The following is a 16,314-nucleotide window of genomic DNA, read 5'->3' on the forward strand; positions in this document are numbered from 1 at the left end:
ATATGTCAGTGAAATCAGTTAAGACGGAAAAACCCCACAAACTTAAGGGGATAAAATATATAATTGATGATATATCAGAGAATGTTTTTAAAGTATGTGCTTTAATAGCAGTAATAAGTTTAATTTTAATAATAGGTTTTGTATTTTATAAGGGTTTGACACCGTTTATATCTAAAGGATATTCCTTTGGAGAATTTTTACTAGGAACAGAGTGGATACCTAGTTCAGAAAAGTATGGAATTCTTCCTATGATAATTGCTTCTATATATGGAACCCTAAGCTCTCTTGTTATAGGGGTACCCATAGGAATATTAACAGCTATTTTTATTGTTGAAATAGCACCTAAATCAGTAGCAAAGATAATGTCTCAGGGAATGGAATTATTAGCAGGAATTCCTTCTGTATTATTTGGAGTCTTTGCACTTGGAATAATAGTACCAGCTATTCAAAGTAAATTATCCCTTCCTAAAGGACAAAGTTTACTTGCCATTATAATAGTTCTTTCAGTAATGATGCTACCAACTATTATTTCAGTGGCAGAAACAGCTATAAGATCAGTACCAAAGCAATATAAAGAGGCATCTTTAGCTTTAGGTGCATCTAAAATTGAAACTATATTTAAAGTAATTTTACCAGCAGCTAAGTCTGGAGTTTTAACAGCTATAGTACTAGGGATGGGAAGAGCAATAGGAGAAACCATGGCAGTTATCTTAGTTGCTGGGAATAGCCCCATAATACCAAATAATATAACAGATAGTGTAAGACCTCTCACTACTAATATAGCATTGGAAATGGGATATGCCTTTGGAACACATCAAGAAATGCTTTTTGCAACAGGAGTAGTTTTGTTTTCTTTCATTCTATTGTTAAATTTTGTAATAGCTAAAATATCAGAAAAGGCAGGTAATTAATATGAGAAAAATAAAAGACAATATATTAAAAACTATTTTATGGTTATCTGCAGCTATTACAGCTCTAATTATTGCTATTATAGTAGGATATATATTTAAAAAAGGTTTTGGACTTGTAGATTTTAACTTTATTTTTGGAGATTATTCTCCCACAAATGGTGGTGGTATATTTCCGATGATTGTTACTACATTGTTAACGGTAATATTATCTTTATTAATATCAATTCCGATAGGGATTTGTGGAGCTATATATTTACAAGAGTATGCAAAGCAAGGAAGAGGAGTTAAATTAATTAGGTTTGCAACAGAAAGTCTTGCAGGTATACCATCTATAATATATGGACTATTTGGAACAGTATTCTTTGTATCTACTCTTAAATTGCAATTTTCAATTGTATCAGGTTCTTTAACACTAGCTATTATTGTATTACCTGTAATTATAAGAACCACAGAAGAAGCTTTAAAGACAGTTCCTCAAAGTTATAAAGAAGGTGCAGTAGCTTTAGGTTCAACTAAGTTTGAAGTTTTATACAAAATAGTAGTTCCTAGTTCAATGCCAGGAATTTTATCAGGAGTAATATTATCTATTGGAAGAATTATAGGCGAATCAGCAGCAATTCTTTTAACCGCTGGTACAGTAGCTGCAATGCCACAAAACCTTATGTCTAGTGGTAGGACTCTTACTGTACATGCTTATCTAGTTACTAAGGAAGCTGGAAATATAGAGCTAGCATCTGCAATTGGAGTTATACTAATATTTATAATTTTAGCTTTAAGCTTGATAGCTAAGGGAATCACCAAAACAATAAATAAAGAAAAATTTTAATCATTAGAATGTAACTAGGAGGAAATATAATGTCAATAATATCTGTAAAAGATCTTAATTTACACTATGGAACAAATCATGCTCTTAAAAATATAAATATAGAAATAGATAAGAATAGTGTTACAGCTTTAATAGGTCCATCGGGGTGTGGAAAGTCTACTTTTCTTAGAACTTTAAATAGAATGAATGATTTAATTGATGATGTAAAAATAGAAGGGCAAGTTTTTTTTGAAGATAACAATATCTACAAAGAGCTAAATGAAATAGAATTAAGAAAAAGAATAGGAATGGTATTTCAAAAACCAAATCCATTTCCAATGTCTATCTATGATAATATTGCCTATGGACCTAGAATTCATGGAATAAAGGATAAAAAGAAGTTAGATGAAATTGTAGAGAAATCTCTTCAAGGAGCAGCTCTTTGGAAAGAGGTAAAGGATAGGCTTAAAAAAAGTGCTATAGGATTATCGGGAGGTCAACAACAAAGACTTTGTATTGCCAGGACCATAGCTGTTGAACCTGAGGTCATACTAATGGATGAACCTACTTCTGCATTGGATCCAATATCAACTTCTAAGATAGAGGAACTTATGGACGTGCTTAAAGAAAAATACACTATAGTCATAGTAACTCATAATATGCAACAAGCAGGACGTATATCAGATAAAACAGCATTCTTCTTAAATGGAGAAATTGTGGAGTATGGAAAGACAGAAGAGATGTTTCATATGCCAAAGGATAAGAGAACAGAAGATTATATCACAGGAAGATTTGGTTAATAATAGAATGAAATTAGGTAGTTATCAATAATTAAAATTTATAAAGTGTAGGTGAAGAAGATGACAAGAAATAGTTTTGATCTTAAATTACAACAACTTCATGAAGATTTAATGGCCATGGGTGAGGCTGTAGCCAAACAAATAGAAGATAGCATTGATGCATTAAAAAAACAGGATGAAATCTTAGCAGAAAAAGTAATTCAAAAGGATGATGTAATAGATGACTTTGAAGAAGATATAGAGGATAAGTGCATAAAACTAATGGCTACAGAGCAGCCCTTAGCCAGTGATTTAAGAAGGATATTTATCACTACAAAGATCATAACTGATTTAGAGAGAATGGGAGACCATGCTGTAGACATAGCTAAGATTTCAAAAAAACTTATAGGAGAAACTTATATTAAGGAACTTATAGATATACCTAATATGGCTAAAATTGTAGAAAAAATGATTAAAGACTCTTTAGAGGTATATATAACTACAGATATAAATAGAGCTCATGAAGTAAGTAAAATGGATGATCAGGTAGATAGATTATTTAAGAGTATATTTGATGAATTACTTGTAATAATGAGAAATGATCAAACTACTATAAATCAAGCTAGTCAATTTTTATTTATATGCAAGTTTTTGGAACGCATGGCAGACCATGCTACCAATATTTGTGAATGGACTATATATTTAGAGAGCGGAGAAAAACTAAAATTAAATTAATTTAAATCCACCTTCAAATTACAAGTTGGCTATGTGTAGTCAGCTTTTTTATTTTACTTAGAAATTAAATTATATTTTTGTTGAAAAATAGAAAGCTTTGAGGTAATCTTAATGAGGTGCATTGACTAGGGAATATAATTAAGATAATATAACATAATAGTGGTATAATCATGCTATAGGAATGAAGGAGATACAAATATGAAAAATGAAATAAGTAAGGTTATTCCAAATTCTATTGCAGAAGAAGTAGATATCGAGGTTGGAGATAGACTTTTAAGGATAAATGAAAATGATGTTAAAGATATAATAGATTATAAATTTCTTATTACTGATGAAGTACTTCTTTTAGAAGTGGAGAAGAAAGATGGAGAGATTTGGGAAATTGAAATTGAGAAGGATTATGATGAAGATTTAGGGATAGTATTTAGAGAAGGAATTATTGATAAACCTATGACATGTCATAATGATTGTATTTTTTGCTTTATAGATCAATTACCGAAAGGAATGAGAGAAACTTTATATTTTAAGGATGATGATTCTAGACTATCCTTTTTACAAGGAAATTTTTTAACTTTAACTAATATGAAAGAAGAGGATATAGAAAGAATAATAAAATACAAGATAAGTCCTATAAATGTATCTGTACATACTACAAATCCAGAACTTAGAGTTAGAATGCTCAACAATAGATTTGCGGGTAAAATATATGATATACTTAAGAGGTTATCAGCAGCAGGAATAAAGATGAACACTCAAATTGTTTGCTGCCCAGGAATTAATGATGGAGAAGAATTAGTTAACTCTATAGAAGATTTATATAGACTTTATCCTAATGTTAATAGTGTAGCAGTAGTACCCTTAGGGATAACTAAGCATAGAGAAGGATTAAAAAAGCTAAATTTATTTACACAAGAAACTTCTTTAAAACAAATCAATTTAGTTAAAGAGCTACAAAAAAAGTATTATGAAGAAAGTGGAACACCCTTTGTTAGATTGTCAGACGAATTTTATATAGTATCAGGTGAGCAATTACCAGACTCTGAGCATTACCAAGGATTTGAGCAAATTGAAGATGGTGTAGGAATGGTGACTCTATTAAAGGATACCATAGATACTACACTTCCAGATTTAAAGAAAGATGGAGTGGGATCTTTTACCTTTGTAACAGGGGCTTTAGTTTATCCTGAAATAGTACATATAAAAGATAAAATTCAAAGGTTAAATAATAATATAAATATTACCGTAGAGGAGATACCAAATAAGTTTTTTGGAGAGACTATAACAGTAACAGGGCTTTTAACAGGAGTAGACATAATAAACACACTTAAAGAAAGAGAAGTTGGAGACTATATAATAATACCCGATAACGTCCTTAGAAAAGGATATGAACTTTCTAATTCAGATGAAGCCATACTGTTAGATGATTATACTGTGGAAGATTTGTCTAGAGAATTAAATAGAAAAGTTATTATTTGTGATTTCACAGGAGATGATTTAATAACTATAATAAATGAACATTTAAGGGAGGATTAATATGGGAAAACCAGTAGTTGCTATTGTTGGAAGACCAAATGTAGGTAAGTCTACACTTTTTAATAAATTAGCAGGAAAGAGAATAGCTATAGTAGAAGATACACCAGGAGTTACAAGAGATAGAATTTATGCAGAGGCTGAATGGCTAAGACATAACTTTACAATTATTGATACTGGTGGAATTGAGCCAGAAAATGAAGACATTATAATGGTTCAAATGAGAAGGCAAGCAAATATTGCTATTGAAACAGCAGATGTAATTGTATTTATAGTAGATGGTAAAGCCGGTCTTCATCCATCAGATTATGAAGTGGCACAAATGCTTAGAAAATCAGGAAAACCAATAACATTAGTAGTAAATAAAATTGATAGAAGAGAATTAGAAGATAATGCTTATGAATTTTATAACTTAGGTATAGGTAATCCAGTAACTATTTCAGCGACTCAAGCATTAGGTCTTGGAGATATGCTTGATGAAGTTGTAGCTCATTTTGATGAGTTGGGAAGTAGCGAAGAAGATGAAGAATACATAAAAATTGCCATGGTGGGTAAGCCTAATGTTGGAAAATCTTCACTTATAAATAAGTTACTAGGTGAAAATAGAAATATAGTAAGTAATATTCCAGGCACCACAAGAGATGCTATTGATAGTAAATTAGAAACTGATGAGGGTAAATTTATATTAATAGATACTGCAGGATTAAGAAGAAAAAGTAAAATTAAAGAAGAGATAGAAAGATATAGCGTTATAAGAACTCTTACAGCCATAGAGAGAGCTGATGTATGTATATTGATTCTTGATGCTACAGAAGAGTTAAGTGATCAAGATGAAAAGATTATAGGATATGCCCATGAACTTAATAAGGCAATAGTTGTAATAGTTAACAAATGGGATTTAATTGAAAAAGATGACAAGACTATGAATGACTATAAAGCTAGAATCGGTAGAGGATTATCTTTTATGCCATATGCTAATTATCTATTTATATCTGCATTAACAGGTCAAAGGGTAAACAAAGTTTTAAATGTAGCTAAAGAGTGCTACAATAATTATACCAAGAGGATAGCTACAGGGGTATTAAATGATGTGGTAAGTAAAGCTGTACTTATGAATGAACCTCCAGTAGTTGCATTAAGAAGACTAAAAATTTATTATGTAACCCAAGTGGATATAAAACCACCTACATTTATATTTTTTGTAAATGATCCAGCTTTACTACACTTCTCTTATGAGAGATATTTAGAGAATAAGTTAAGGGAAAGTTTTGATTTTAAAGGTACTGGAATAAAAACTATATTTAGGAAGAGAAAAGAAGATTAATAAAAGTTTTATATCCTTTATTACAAATGGATTTTTAGTAAATAAGAAGAAATTAATAGAGACAATGAGAATAAATAATATAATATTTATTCTCATTGTTTTATATAATTTAAGAAAGTAGGGATAAGGTGAATAAGATTTCTTTTATAGGAGGAGGAAGTTTCGGTACAGCTTTAGCTGTATTACTTTCTAAGAAAGGGGCAGAATGTTCTGTATGGTGCCATAGTGAAAGCACAGTTAATGATATTAATATAAAAAGAGAAAATGCAAAGTATCTTAAGGGAATTGCCATACCAGAAAAAGTTACTGCCTATGGTGATCTTGAAGAAACTATAGAAAATAGTAATATAATAGTTCTTGCAGTACCTTCAAAGGCTATTAGAGAGATTTCAAAAAAAGTAGAGCCTTTTCTTAAAGGTGATGAAATAATTGTAACTGTGGCTAAGGGCATAGAAAATCATACATTAAAAAGAATGTCAGAAATAATTGAAGATGAAATAAAAGGTCATCCTGTAGTAGTGCTATCAGGTCCTAGTCACGCAGAAGAAGTAGCAATGAATATACCTACTACAGTAACGGTATCATCAAAGGATATGAAAGCTGCAAAAAAAATCCAGGATGTATTTAGCAATAATACATTTAGAGTTTATACAAATAATGATCTTATTGGAGTGGAAATAGGGGGAGCTTTTAAAAATATCATTGCCCTTGCTGCTGGGATTTCAGATGGCATTGGATATGGAGATAATACTAAAGCAGCTCTAATGACTCGAGGTATGAGTGAAATAATAAGGGTTGGAACTAAGCTCTCAGGAAAAGCTGAGACATTCTATGGGCTTACAGGAATGGGTGATTTAATAGTTACTTGCACTAGTATGCATAGTAGAAACAGAAGAGCAGGAATATTAATTGGAAGTGGAAAGACAATGGAAGAAGCCGTAAAAGAGATAGGTATGGTTGTAGAAGGAATTGAGGCTGTTAAAGCCTTTCATGAATTAAAATCTAAAACTGATGTAGATATGCCGATAACTACTGCATTGTATGAAGTTCTTTTTAAAGGTAAGAATGCTAAAGAATGTGTTACAAAATTAATGGGAAGAAAATATAAGGATGAAAACAATGAATTGTAAACATTTATTTAATTAAAATATTTTATTTTGATAATATCTTAATATTTGATATAATGATATAAGGTTAGATAGATGAGAATTAATTTTATTTTCAATGAAAAATTGAAGATAAAGGTAGGAGGCTAACAAAAACGTATGTTGAATAATAAAAATTATACAAAGAAAAAAAATGCATTTTATAAAAGAAAAGATATTTTCTATAAAAAGAAATCAGGTTTTAATAATGGAACTACAATAATTATTGGGTTGTTATTTTTAGTGGGTATAATGATCGGACTTGTGTTAAAGGAAGATTCAAAAGTCCTTAATACAGCTAATATATTCAACAATGATTATGAGAATAAAACTTCTAAATATAGCCAAGGGAAAACAACACCTTCTAGGGGCAATAGTATTAATGAACATGAATATAACGATTTAGAAGAAGTACCTGATTTAAATGACTCTACAGTTAGCGCTACCTTAACAAAGGATGAGATAAATGAAATAAAACATATTATTAATAGTGATACGACAGGATTATATACATTGGTAAACAAAGAAAATTTACTTTCTAAGGAGTATATGCCAGGTAATTTAGTTATTCCGAATATCAACTTAGTATCTGAAAGAAGTAATGAAAAAAACCTAGTTAGTGGAACTATGATTGAAGATTTAGAGCAGATGTTTTATGATGCTCAAGAAGAAGGTATTAATTTATTTTTAAGTAATGGATTTAGAGGATATGATTCTCAGACATATATCTACAATGAGGATATTCAAAATAAAGACAGTGAACATAGTGAATATGTAGCAAAACCTGGTGAAAGTGAACATCAACTTGGATTAGCTATTGATATTACTAGCAGAGATATGGCCTTTGATTTAAATCAATCCTTTGAGAATACCAAAGAAGGTGCTTGGGTTCTAGAAAATGCTTATAAGTATGGCTTTATTTTAAGGTATACTAAGACTAAAGAAGATATAACAGGTTATAAATATGAGCCATGGCATTATAGATATGTTGGAAATAAAACAATTAGTAAACTTTGTCACAATAAGGACTTAACATTAGAAGAATTACTTAGTTATGCTAAAAGTGAATAATTTAATTTAAAAACTTATCAAGTATTAAAAGTTTTCCTTTGAAAATAAAAAGGGGAACTTTTTTATTTTATTAATGCATAATATTAATTCTATATCAATATATATATAATGTTAATATGTAGTTGCGGGAGGGTAGCCTTGGAAAATTTTGATATATATAAAGATATAGCAGAAAGAACTCAAGGGGATATATATGTGGGGGTAGTTGGACCAGTTAGAACAGGTAAATCTACTTTTATTAAAAAGTTCATGGAACTAATGGTTATACCTAACATAGAAAATCCTCATAAGAAGGACAGAGCAAAAGATGAATTGCCACAGAGTGGATCAGGAAAATCTATTCACACTACAGAACCTAAATTTGTTCCTAATGAGGCTGTAGAAATTCAGTTTGAGGACGGAGTGAAATTTAAAGTTAGAATGGTTGACTGTGTTGGATATATAGTAAAGAATGCATTAGGCTATACAGAGGCTGATGCACCTAAAATGGTTTCTACTCCATGGCATGATTATGAAATTCCATTCGAGCAAGCGGCAGAAATAGGAACTAAGAAGGTAATAACAGATCACTCTACAATAGGTATAGTTGTAACTACAGACGGAAGTATCACAGGCTTAGATAGGGAGGATTATGTAGATGCTGAGGAGAGAGTTATAAAGGAGCTTAAAGAGATAAATAAGCCATTTATAATAGTTCTAAACACTGTAAATCCAAATTCAGAAGAGAGTAAAGGACTAGGAAGGGAACTAGAAGAAAAGTATGATGTTCCTGTAAAAGTTATGGATGTAATGAATATAGGAAATAATGAGATTACAGAAATATTTGATACAGTTCTAAGAGAGTTCCCGGTAAAAGAAATAAATATTGATATGCCTCAGTGGATGGAGAGTTTAAATTCATCTCATTGGTTAAAGGTAAACATAATGACTATTCTAAAAGCCATGTGTAAAGATATCTATAAAGTTAGAGATGTTAAGAGATGTCTTGATGCCTTTAAAGGAATTGAATTCTTATCAGACATAAAAGTTAAAGAAATGAACATGGGAGAAGGTACTTCCTGCGTGGATATTAATCCAAAACATGAATTATTTTATAAGATTCTTGGAGAGATTTGTAATACTAATATAAAAAATGAAAATGATTTATTAAATATTATGGAGAGTTTCTACAAGGCTAAAATAGAATATGATAAGGTTGAGGAGGCATTAAAAGAAGTTAATGAGACAGGTTATGGATTAGTTGCACCACAGCTTACTGAAATGAAACTAGAAGAGCCTGAAATTGTTAAGAAGGGTAATCAATATGGAGTAAAACTAAAAGCCTCAGCTCCATCATTACATTTAATTAAAGCTGATATTGAAACTGAAATTCAACCAATAATGGGTAGTGAAAAACAAAGTGAAGAGTTCTACAAATCAATTTTAGAGCAATTTGAAAATGATCCTTCACAAATTTGGCAAAGTAACATGTTTGGAAAGTCTTTAGAAGAATTAGTTAAAGAAGGACTTCAAAATAAACTTTACAAAATGCCTGAAGATGTGCAAATTAAACTTCAAAAAACCCTTCAGAAAATTATTAATGAGGGAAATGGTGGACTTATCTGCATAATTATCTAATGAATGTTAAGACATTTTCTTTAAATTCAAAAATATAGTTTTGAAATTAATATTAATTTCAAAACTATATTTTTTATTGTATAATTCTAAACATTGTAATATATTTAATTATGTAAAAGATTTCATTGGAATGATTATAATGGATAAGGTACATTTACAATGCCCTTGATAAAGAGATATAATTAAAATTGATTATAAACAAGTTAAGTGTAATTGAACTTTTATTTTGGATTGTAAATAATAAAGATTTTGGAGGTACATAAAGTATGAGTAAAGTTGTAGTAATATTTAATGGTGGAACTATATCTATGAAGGTAGATGAAAAGATAAAAGCAGCGGTGCCTAATTTAACAGGTGAAGAAATAATGTCTATGGTAACAGGTATTGAATCCTATGCAGAAGTAGAATCATATACATTTTCTAGCCTTCCAAGCCCTCATATGACCCCAGATATAATGATGGAATTATCAAATTATGTTAAGAAGTTTTTAGAAAGAGAAGATGTAGATGGAGTAGTAGTTACCCATGGAACAGATACTCTTGAGGAAACAGCTTATTTTTTACAGCTAACTATAAATAGTGAAAAGCCAGTAGTAGTTACGGGTTCCATGAGAAATAGTTCTGAGCTAGGATACGATGGACCTGCTAACTTAGCAGCATCAATTTGTACTGCTACATCTAAAGAGTCAAGAAATCGTGGAGTAATTGTATGTTTAAATAATGAACTAAATTGTGCTAGTGAGGTTACAAAGTCTCACTCTATGCACCTTAATACGTTTCAAAGTCCAGAATTTGGGCCAATAGGTATTGTTGACAGTAATGAAGTAAGGTTTTATAGAGGAAGCACTACAAAGGAATATATAAATACTGATGTAATAGAAAATAATGTTCAGCTTATTAAATCCTGTGCAGGAATGGATGGAACACTTATAGATTATTGTGTTAGTCAAGGTGCTAAGGGATTAGTAATTGAAGCTATGGGGAGAGGCAATATTCCACCGTTAATGGCTAATTCTGTAGAAAAGGCTATAAATAAAGGTGTGGCAGTAGTTATAGTTTCCAGGTGTTATAAGGGGAGAGTTCTAGATAGTTATGGTTATGAAGGCGGAGGAAAACAATTAAGAAATATGGGTGTTATATTTGGGGATAGCATGCCAGGGCAAAAGGCTAGAATAAAGATGATTTTAGCCTTGGGAAAAACAAGGAATTTAGACGAAATAAGAGAAGTGTTTGAAAAAGGACATTATTAATATACGAACATTATAAATAAAAATAAAATTAATATACGTAAAAATCATTGACATAGGTATATAAAGTTGATATTATAATCTTGTAAAAAGAAATAATCACTAATTTTCATATAGGTCTAATGCGATGGATTAGATGTTTCTACCGGATACCGATAAAATCCGACTATGAGAATTCCTATGTTAAAAAAACTGTCACTGGGATTCTTATCCAGTGACAGTTTTTTTGCAATAATACATATTAATAGGAGGACAAGTATTATGGAAAAATTTTTTAAGTTAAAAGAAAATGGTACCGATGTAAAGAGGGAAGTTGTTGGTGGATTAATAACTTTCTTAACTATGGCGTATATAATAGCCGTTAATGCTAACATATTAGGAGATCCTGGTGTTGGAATGAATCCAGGAGCAGTTGTTACAGCAACTTGCCTAGCAGCTGGTGTTACTACTATTTTAATGGGAATCTATGCCAATCTACCATTAGGATTAGCTTCAGGCATGGGACTTAATGCATTCTTTGCATATACAGTAGTAATGGAAATGGGGATATCTTGGCAAATAGCGTTAACAGCAGTATTTGTAGAAGGAATTATATTTATTTTATTATCATTAACAAAGGTTAGGGAAGCTATTGTAAATTGTATACCAACTAACTTAAAATATGCAGTTACTGCAGGTATTGGACTATTTATAGCATTTATAGGTTTTGGTAATGCTGGAATAGTAGTTGGAAGTGAAGCTACAAAGGTAACCATGGGTAGCTTAGTAAGTCCAACAGCGTTAATTACAATATTAGGTGTAATGGTTATAGTAATTTTATCTAAAAAAAATGTAAAAGGTGCAATACTTTGGGGAATGGCTGCTAGTGCTATAGCTGCATGGATATATGCTGCTTTATCACCAGAAGCTGCTACAGCTGCAGGAATATATTTACCAAAAGGTATTTTAAAGTTTGAATCTATAGCACCTATTGCAGGTAAATTAGATTTCTCAGTATTCACTAATGCGGGAACTATATCAGAATTTATTTCAGTTGTGTTTGTATTCTTATTTATAGACTTCTTTGATACAGCTGGAACTTTAGTTGGAGTAGCATCAAAGATTGGAATGATAGATAAAGATGGTAAAGTTAAAAATGCAGGGAAGGCATTACTAGTAGATGCAATTGGAACAACTTTTGGAGCTCTTGTAGGAACATCTACAGTTACAACTTATGTAGAGAGTTCTGCTGGAGTTGCATCAGGAGCTAGAACAGGTCTTTCAGCAGTAGTTACAGGAATATTATTCTTACTTGCTATGTTCTTATCACCATTATTTGTTGCTATACCAGGTTGTGCAACAGCACCAGCTTTAATTATTGTAGGGTTCTTCATGATAGAATCAGTTAAAAATATAGATTTTTCTGATTTCACTGAAGGTGTACCAGCGTTCCTTACTATAGCATTAATGCCTATGACATATAGTATTGGAGATGGATTAATGATAGGAATGTTATCTTATGCTATATTAAACCTAATAGCTAATATTACAACTAGGGAAGCTAAGGATAGAAAACAAGTATCTTTCGTTGTATATATTCTAGCAATAATATTCTTATTAAAAATAATCTTTGGTTAAATAAAGTTTTAAATGTATATTTATTAATATCAGTGATGTTATTGAACTAATTTATAAATAAGGGACATAAGCTTAAAATACAAGCTTATGTCCCTTATTTATAGAGTGAATATTTTAAATTATAATGGTTTTTCTAAGGTTTTCTAAAGAATATTTCATTTTTCTTTAAAATTCTTTTGTTTATGGGTTGAAATAAGCCACATACATTATGTATAATAAATAAAGAATTTAAGAAGGTCTAGAAGGGTGCGTTGTATATGATAAAAAGCATGACTGGATTTGGAAGAGGTACATCAGAGAGCGAAGCATCTAGTTTTATTGTGGAAATAAAGACAGTAAATCACAGATACTTTGAGCTTAATGCTAGAATGCCAAGAACTTTAATATCTTTAGAAGATGGTATAAGAAAATATGTAAATGACAAGATTAAAAGGGGAAAGGTAGATATATTTATTACTCAAAATCAAGGAGCTAACGAGGATATGTCTGTAGTGGTAAATGAGAGTTTAGCTGAAAATTATGTGGAGGCATTACATAATTTAAGGGATAAGTATGATTTAAGGGATGATATTTCTGCTACAACCTTAGCACGTTTTCCAGAAGTTTTAAAATTAGAACAAAAGGAAGAAGATTTAGAAAAAACATGGAAGATATTATTACCAGCAGTAGAAGAGGCAGTACACAATCTTGTGTCCATGAGGCAACAAGAAGGTGAAAAACTTTTGATAGATATTACAAAGAGATGTGAATGTATTTCAAGTAATGTTGATATAATTAATAGAAGGGTGCCAGAAGTTACAGAAGAGTATAGAGCAAGACTTCTAAAGAAAGTAGAAGAAATTTTAGCAGAAAAAAGTATTGATGAAAATCGCATTGCTATGGAAGTAGTTCTTCAAGCTGATAAATCCTGTGTTGATGAAGAAATTGTTAGACTTAAAAGCCATGTTGCGCAAGTCATCAAAACTTTTAAACTAGGAGAGCCAATAGGTAGAAAGCTAGACTTCATTGTTCAAGAAATGAACAGAGAAGCAAATACAATTGCATCTAAAGTTAACGATTTGGAATTAACTAATATAGCACTTGATATAAAAAGTGATATAGAAAAGATTAGAGAACAGGTTCAAAACATAGAATAAATTTAGGAGGTAGGGCATGGGTATAAAACTTATAAATATTGGATTTGGAAATATTGTTTCAGCAAATAGATTAGTAGCTATTGTTAGTCCAGAATCAGCGCCTATAAAAAGAATAATTCAAGAAGCTAGAGATAGGGGTATGCTAATAGATGCTACCTATGGTAGAAGAACTAGAGCAGTTATAATAACTGATAGTGACCATGTAATACTATCTGCTGTTCAGCCTGAAACAGTAGCACATAGATTGTCATCTAAAGGTGATGATGCTATAGATGAGGTAGAGGATTAATATGGGAAGTAAAGGACAATTATTAGTTATATCTGGACCATCAGGAGCAGGCAAAGGGACTGTATGTAAGGCGCTAATTGAAAAAAGTCCAATATGGATTTCTACATCTTGCACTACGCGTAAGCCAAGGGAAGGTGAAGTAGAAGGAGTAAATTATTTCTTTATAGAGAGAGATGAGTTTTTAAATAGGATTGATAAAGAAGATTTTCTGGAATATGCAGAGGTTTATGGTAACTTTTATGGGACACCTAAATCTGAGGTTTTAAAGATGTTAGAAGAAGGTAAGGATGTAATATTAGAAATAGATATACAAGGTGCATTAAAAATTAAATCTTCATATCCTAAAGGAATATTTATATTTATTATGCCTCCGTCTATGGAAGAACTTAGGAATAGAATAACAAATAGAGGAAGCGAAACTCCAGAGTCATTAAAGACTAGAATGGAATGTGCTTATGATGAAATAAGCTTTGCATCTAAATATGACTATGCCGTTGTAAATGATAAGGTTGAAGATGCAGTTAAAAAAATTGAAAGTATAATAGTCGCTGAAAAATGTAGAGTATTTAAAATTAAAGATGAGCTATTAGGGAGGTTCTAAAAGATATGAGTAATTCAAAGAGCAATTCAATGATTAATCCATCTATTGTGGAATTATTAGAAAAAGTGGATAACAGATATTCATTAGTAGTATCTACTTCAAGAAGAGCAAGAAAAATAATTGACGGTGAAGAGCCAAAAGTACAAGGCGTAGGTGCAAAGCCATTAACTATTGCTATTAATGAAGTTAAACAAGGGATTATAGAAATTAGAGAGGCAGATGATAAGTTTACTAAGGTTCAAGAAGTTGAACTAGTAAATGAAGAAGCGGAAGAAGGCTCAAATTTAGATGAGTAAGAAAAATGTAGTTATTGGAGTAACAGGTGGAGTTGCAGTCTATAAGGCTCTAGATGTTATAAGCAGATTGAAAAAGAAAGATATAAATGTGGACGTTATTATGACAAAGTCAGCTTGTGAGTTTGTTACTCCATTAAGTTTTCAATCATTAAGTCAAAATGCAGTAATAAAGAATATGTTTGATGAACCTAAGGTTTTTGAAATTCAGCATATATCTTTAGCTAAAAAAGCGGATATACTAGTAGTAGTTCCAGCTACAGCAAATATTATAGGTAAAGTAGCAAATGGCATTGCTGATGATATGTTATCAACTACTATTATGGCTACTAATGCAAAGGTAATCTTTGCACCAGCTATGAATACTAATATGTATAACAATCCCATAGTTAAAGAAAATATTAAAAAATTGAAAAGTTATGGGTATGAGTTTATAAATCCTAGTAGTGGGCGATTAGCTTGCGGAGATGTAGGAAATGGAAAACTTGCTGACACAGAAGAAATTGCAGAAGTGGTTTTATCACATCTTCATGAACCAAAGGACCTAGTAGGTAAAAAAGTGCTAGTAACAGCAGGACCTACTAGAGCTAATATAGATCCAGTAAGGTTTTTAACTAACAGATCTACTGGTAAGATGGGATATGCAATTGCTGAAGAGGCTAGAGACAGGGGAGCAGAAGTGGTTCTTGTCAGTGGTCCTACCAGTATAAAAGCACCATTAGGAGTTAAAATCATAAAAGTAGAAACCAATGAAGAAATGTTAAAGGCAGTTAAAGCAGAATTTGATACTAGTGATATTGTGGTTAAATCTGCAGCAGTAAGCGATTATAAACCTAAGACTTATTCAGATAAGAAGATAAAAAAGGGACCAGGTAATTTAAATATAGAACTAGAAAGAGATAACGATATTCTAAAGGAACTAGGAACCCTGAAAAAACACCAAATCTTAGTTGGATTTGCAGCTGAGAGTAACGATGTAATAGAAAATGCTCACATAAAGCTAAAAAAGAAAAATCTTGATTATATTGTAGCTAATAATATAACTGAAAGTAATGCAGGCTTTGGAAGTGATACTAATAGGGTTACTGTTATAAATAGAGATGGGAAAGAAATATCTCTTGATAATATGAGTAAAAGATTAGTTGGACATGAGCTTTTTAATATGATTTTAAACAATAAATAAAAAGAGCGACTAAGTCGCTTTTTTTATTATT

15 protein-coding genes, 1 pseudogene and 1 riboswitch are annotated in these 16,314 nt (G+C 31.0%); all 16 genes and pseudogenes read left to right on the forward strand.

Annotated features, from left to right (window positions below):
- Nucleotides 1–2 precede the first annotated feature (2 nt).
- The 16 genes and pseudogenes from pstC to coaBC all read left to right on the forward strand — a co-directional run bounded on the left by pstC (nt 3) and on the right by coaBC (nt 16,283).
- On the forward strand, nt 3–911 hold the full coding sequence (gene pstC / locus B3B03_RS02935; protein ID WP_346876454.1) for a phosphate ABC transporter permease subunit PstC: 909 nt from the start codon (nt 3–5) through the stop codon (nt 909–911).
- A gap of 1 nt (nt 912) precedes the next feature.
- Complete coding sequence (gene pstA / locus B3B03_RS02940; RefSeq protein WP_346848325.1) at nt 913–1,737, forward strand: phosphate ABC transporter permease PstA; 825 nt, start codon at nt 913–915, stop codon at nt 1,735–1,737.
- A 29-nt stretch (nt 1,738–1,766) separates the two neighbouring features.
- Complete coding sequence (gene pstB, locus B3B03_RS02945; protein WP_346848326.1) at nt 1,767–2,516, forward strand: phosphate ABC transporter ATP-binding protein PstB; 750 nt, start codon at nt 1,767–1,769, stop codon at nt 2,514–2,516.
- Between the two features lie 60 nt (nt 2,517–2,576).
- Nucleotides 2,577–3,230, forward strand: a complete 654-nt coding sequence (phoU, locus tag B3B03_RS02950; RefSeq protein ID WP_346848327.1) for a phosphate signaling complex protein PhoU — start codon at nt 2,577–2,579, stop codon at nt 3,228–3,230.
- Between the two features lie 198 nt (nt 3,231–3,428).
- A complete protein-coding gene (locus B3B03_RS02955) occupies nt 3,429–4,763 on the forward strand; it encodes a DUF512 domain-containing protein (RefSeq protein WP_346848328.1) in 1,335 nt (444 codons plus the stop codon).
- A 1-nt stretch (nt 4,764) separates the two neighbouring features.
- Nucleotides 4,765–6,084, forward strand: coding sequence for a ribosome biogenesis GTPase Der (gene der / locus B3B03_RS02960; protein ID WP_035132691.1), 1,320 nt, complete (start codon nt 4,765–4,767; stop codon nt 6,082–6,084).
- A 128-nt stretch (nt 6,085–6,212) separates the two neighbouring features.
- Nucleotides 6,213–7,214, forward strand: coding sequence for an NAD(P)H-dependent glycerol-3-phosphate dehydrogenase (locus B3B03_RS02965; protein ID WP_346848329.1), 1,002 nt, complete (start codon nt 6,213–6,215; stop codon nt 7,212–7,214).
- A 135-nt stretch (nt 7,215–7,349) separates the two neighbouring features.
- Nucleotides 7,350–8,300 carry a M15 family metallopeptidase gene (locus B3B03_RS02970; RefSeq protein ID WP_346848330.1) on the forward strand — a complete coding sequence of 317 codons (951 nt, stop codon included), beginning with the start codon at nt 7,350–7,352 and terminating at the stop codon, nt 8,298–8,300.
- A gap of 138 nt (nt 8,301–8,438) precedes the next feature.
- Nucleotides 8,439–9,917 carry a stage IV sporulation protein A gene (gene spoIVA / locus B3B03_RS02975; protein ID WP_346848331.1) on the forward strand — a complete coding sequence of 493 codons (1,479 nt, stop codon included), beginning with the start codon at nt 8,439–8,441 and terminating at the stop codon, nt 9,915–9,917.
- 266 nt (nt 9,918–10,183) lie between these two features.
- The gene (locus B3B03_RS02980) at nt 10,184–11,167 is read left to right on the forward strand and encodes an asparaginase (RefSeq protein ID WP_035132697.1); all 984 of its coding nucleotides are present in this window, start codon (nt 10,184–10,186) and stop codon (nt 11,165–11,167) included.
- A gap of 86 nt (nt 11,168–11,253) precedes the next feature.
- A riboswitch (purine riboswitch) is annotated at nt 11,254–11,353 on the forward strand.
- Nucleotides 11,354–11,425: 72 nt separating this feature from the next.
- Nucleotides 11,426–12,781 carry an NCS2 family permease gene (locus tag B3B03_RS02985; RefSeq protein ID WP_346848332.1) on the forward strand — a complete coding sequence of 452 codons (1,356 nt, stop codon included), beginning with the start codon at nt 11,426–11,428 and terminating at the stop codon, nt 12,779–12,781.
- 257 nt (nt 12,782–13,038) lie between these two features.
- Nucleotides 13,039–13,917: a YicC/YloC family endoribonuclease gene (locus B3B03_RS02990; RefSeq protein ID WP_346848333.1), complete on the forward strand. Its 879-nt coding sequence runs from the start codon at nt 13,039–13,041 to the stop codon at nt 13,915–13,917.
- A 16-nt stretch (nt 13,918–13,933) separates the two neighbouring features.
- Nucleotides 13,934–14,206, forward strand: a complete 273-nt coding sequence (remA, locus tag B3B03_RS02995; RefSeq protein WP_035132703.1) for an extracellular matrix/biofilm regulator RemA — start codon at nt 13,934–13,936, stop codon at nt 14,204–14,206.
- Nucleotide 14,207: 1 nt separating this feature from the next.
- Nucleotides 14,208–14,807, forward strand: coding sequence for a guanylate kinase (gmk, locus tag B3B03_RS03000; protein WP_035132704.1), 600 nt, complete (start codon nt 14,208–14,210; stop codon nt 14,805–14,807).
- A 5-nt stretch (nt 14,808–14,812) separates the two neighbouring features.
- Nucleotides 14,813–15,034, forward strand: a pseudogene (rpoZ, locus tag B3B03_RS03005) (DNA-directed RNA polymerase subunit omega); the annotation flags it as partial.
- A gap of 61 nt (nt 15,035–15,095) precedes the next feature.
- On the forward strand, nt 15,096–16,283 hold the full coding sequence (coaBC, locus tag B3B03_RS03010; RefSeq protein ID WP_346848335.1) for a bifunctional phosphopantothenoylcysteine decarboxylase/phosphopantothenate--cysteine ligase CoaBC: 1,188 nt from the start codon (nt 15,096–15,098) through the stop codon (nt 16,281–16,283).
- The last annotated feature ends 31 nt before the right edge of the window (nt 16,284–16,314 follow it).

Source organism: Clostridium sp. UBA5712 (assembly GCF_002419845.1).
Lineage (GTDB): Bacteria > Bacillota > Clostridia > Clostridiales > Clostridiaceae > Clostridium_J > Clostridium_J sulfidigenes.

Excerpts from the sequence above, each read along its gene's own strand:
- pstC (WP_346876454.1), top strand. The coding sequence starts at position 3 with ATGTCAGTGAAATCAGTTAAGACGGAAAAACCCCACAAACTTAAGGGG.
- pstA (WP_346848325.1), top strand. The coding sequence starts at position 913 with ATGAGAAAAATAAAAGACAATATATTAAAAACTATTTTATGGTTATCT.
- pstB (WP_346848326.1), top strand. The coding sequence starts at position 1,767 with ATGTCAATAATATCTGTAAAAGATCTTAATTTACACTATGGAACAAAT.
- phoU (WP_346848327.1), top strand. The coding sequence starts at position 2,577 with ATGACAAGAAATAGTTTTGATCTTAAATTACAACAACTTCATGAAGAT.
- B3B03_RS02955 (WP_346848328.1), top strand. The coding sequence starts at position 3,429 with ATGAAAAATGAAATAAGTAAGGTTATTCCAAATTCTATTGCAGAAGAA.
- der (WP_035132691.1), top strand. The coding sequence starts at position 4,765 with ATGGGAAAACCAGTAGTTGCTATTGTTGGAAGACCAAATGTAGGTAAG.
- B3B03_RS02970 (WP_346848330.1), top strand. The coding sequence starts at position 7,350 with ATGTTGAATAATAAAAATTATACAAAGAAAAAAAATGCATTTTATAAA.
- B3B03_RS02980 (WP_035132697.1), top strand. The coding sequence starts at position 10,184 with ATGAGTAAAGTTGTAGTAATATTTAATGGTGGAACTATATCTATGAAG.
- B3B03_RS02985 (WP_346848332.1), top strand. The coding sequence starts at position 11,426 with ATGGAAAAATTTTTTAAGTTAAAAGAAAATGGTACCGATGTAAAGAGG.
- B3B03_RS02990 (WP_346848333.1), top strand. The coding sequence starts at position 13,039 with ATGATAAAAAGCATGACTGGATTTGGAAGAGGTACATCAGAGAGCGAA.
- remA (WP_035132703.1), top strand. The coding sequence starts at position 13,934 with ATGGGTATAAAACTTATAAATATTGGATTTGGAAATATTGTTTCAGCA.
- gmk (WP_035132704.1), top strand. The coding sequence starts at position 14,208 with ATGGGAAGTAAAGGACAATTATTAGTTATATCTGGACCATCAGGAGCA.
- coaBC (WP_346848335.1), top strand. The coding sequence starts at position 15,096 with ATGAGTAAGAAAAATGTAGTTATTGGAGTAACAGGTGGAGTTGCAGTC.